This is a genomic window from Enterococcus bulliens (assembly GCF_053761865.1).
In genome coordinates this window covers 1-2,778 of record NZ_JBSMXK010000048.1, presented here as the reverse complement: position 1 = coordinate 2,778, position 2,778 = coordinate 1, and the positions used below count along the sequence as shown (strand labels likewise).

Annotated in this window: 1 protein-coding gene; it reads right to left on the bottom strand. The window is 36.6% G+C overall.

From position 1 onward, the window contains the following. Positions 1-137: 137 nt before the first annotated feature. Positions 138-2,024 carry a group II intron reverse transcriptase/maturase gene (gene ltrA, locus ACWOEC_RS12055; protein WP_063855979.1) on the bottom strand — a complete coding sequence of 629 codons (1,887 nt, stop codon included), beginning with the start codon at positions 2,022-2,024 and terminating at the stop codon, positions 138-140. Positions 2,025-2,778 lie beyond the last annotated feature (754 nt).

The window sequence follows — 2,778 nt, the reverse complement described above, 5'->3', positions numbered from 1 at the left end:
GCGAATATCGATAGGTAAACTTTTGAAATAATCTCCAGTTTTTCCCCCGATCCACACCGTGCATGCGATTTTCACCGCACACGGCGTTCTATCAACAAATTAAACCTTTTTTTGTTTTCCTAAGTCTCGCAACCAAATTAATAATGTAGTGAAGTGTTTCTAACTAGCAACCTTAATCTATTTAGCTTTTTGATTTGTTCATCATTAAGATTTAACAAGGTCATATATCGCTGAATAGTATCTCCCTTGGTAGCATGTATTAGAATGTGAACTTCAGATTTAACAATAGTCAAGTTACTATACTTGTCATCTTTAGATACATGATAAGGTATCTTATGATGACAATGCATATCTAGAACATTTAGTTCTTCACCCGTTACCGAACACTTACCCGACTGAGCTATAAACAATGAGATACGATTATCGTTAAATTCCACTGTTGCTCTATCGCTGACTACAGGATTGCTCCTGATCCAACGAAGTGCTATTTCAGATACGGCTGATTGATTACGATGAATGAGTTTACGCCCCTCAGGAGTATATTTATTAATTTTAACTTTAAGGTACATTGGGTTCCTATGTTGTACAAAACTAACTGGTATAATTGGGCGTCCTGTCAGGTATCTAATATTCTTTGACTGGACGTAGTTCAATATCCCTTTATCTTTACCAGTATATTTACCCGTTTTTGTCAATCCATCAATAGACAATCGATTTCTCATTGTCAGAAGAACTGAGTAATGCATCTTTTTAAAGTCTCTATTAACGTGAGTTGCTATTCGATAGTAACCGTGCATGCCAATAACTTTACTATTATAATTTCCTATAGCTCTGATAGTATTAATGCTATTAGGTGATTTTTTGATTTCCTTGATTTGCTCTTTTAGTTCTATTCTCATACGGTTAATTGCTTTATCTGAAACATGAGAATGCATTACATATCTATTTTTCCCTTTTCTTTCTAGTTTCAAGTTGAAACCTAGAAACTCACTAGTTTCCTTACGAAGGTTCGTGATTTTGGATTTTTCAATAGATACGGGTAAATGCAATCGTTGTTCCAACCATTGTATCGAAGCATGATAAAGTTGTTCAGCCGTTTTTCGGTCATGGCAAAATAATTTAAAATCATCTGCATAACGAACTATATAGAACTCTTTTAGTTTTGTATGTGAGCGCATTTTCCTATGGTGATTTCCCATATGCTCGGTTCCATTAGCATTGTATTGTGTCTTAATTTCAGACATATGCCTTGTTTCCCATTGTTCCGATACCCACCAATCAAATTCACTAAGATTAATATTGGCTAATAATGGGGATAAAATCCCACCTTGTGGTGTCCCCTTTTCGGGAAATTGAATAGTACCATTAGGCAATACAACTGGAGCTTTTAGCATTTTGCGGATAATAGTGAGAAGTTCCTTATCCCGTATACCCATAGTCCACATTTGTCGCATTAATTTTGAGTGCCAAACTTCATCGAAGAAACCTTGAATATCTATATCAACACAATATCCCATTTTTATAATATTCATCTTCTTGGCACAATCAGCAATTGCATGTTCGGCAGACCGATTAGGTCTAAAACCGTGACTATGTGGATTAAATTTCGCTTCACATATTGGTTCTAATACTTGCAAGATACATTGTTGAGCTACCCTATCCCAAATAGAAGGAATTCCTAATGGTCTAGTTTTTCCATTTGGTTTGGGAATTTCAGTTCGCTTAACTTCTCTTGGTTTGTAAAATTTGAACCGTTTCTTAACTATATCAAGGTATCTTTCAGTTGTTAGTTTTTCAATATCTTTAATGGTTTTACCGTCAATACCTGCCGTAAGACTTCCTGAGTTGCGCTTTATATTACGATACGCAAGCAAGATATTGTCATCGGATATGATAATTTTCATTAATGACTTGAAATTTTGATTTTCTACACTACGTTGATACAAGTTATCATAAGCTTCTTGCATTCCATAATACTCAGAATATCGAAGCTTATTATTTTTCTTGTTTCGGTGGTTGTTCATAGTTCGTCACCCCCTAGTTATTGGTTGTGACCTTTTGGTCTTACAGGAATCTATGGTTTGACTTAGGTTACTTAATAAATTGATTTAAATTTGTTGACTTGTGGCTATTCCTCCAGTTCCATTACAGAACCTTCACCGGTCATGCCACTACTTTCACCAAGATAAATATAAGTTATATACTACTACTTTCCTTATATCCGCTTCATTGCGTGTGTGCGCTCCACGTTCTTGGCTTCCCACGTTCCTTCAGTTTTATCAATGTAATAGCTTAGGTGCTGGCTTTTGCCCTGTATCACTTCAAGTGCCTATAACACTTCACGGAGTTTCATAAAAACAATTCTTACTCCACCGCATGATACCGTAGAGTGACATGATTTCTTCAATCATGTTCTACCCGACACATTTCTGTGCCTTAGGCGTTTAGGACAGTACATTCGCCAGTTCGTCAGTGCTTTTACACACATTCTCACCATACTATACTTTTTGCGACCTCCGGCATATTAGATACAGTTCCTACCTCTAGGAAATTTTCGTGCAGACCAATGTTTATCATTTCTGCTTACGGTATCCTTCTGCCGACTTCACCGAGCTTCATACCATTTCTTTTAACACGTAAGAAATAGCATGTCGGAGTATTAAGGGAGGCGTTTCAAGGCGTTACCCTATCATTCCACCTCTCAAACTGAAAGTTCTCCACTAACGTCTGTTAAGCCGTTAGTGTGCCTAGTCTTTTCAACTAGAAACATGTCGCACT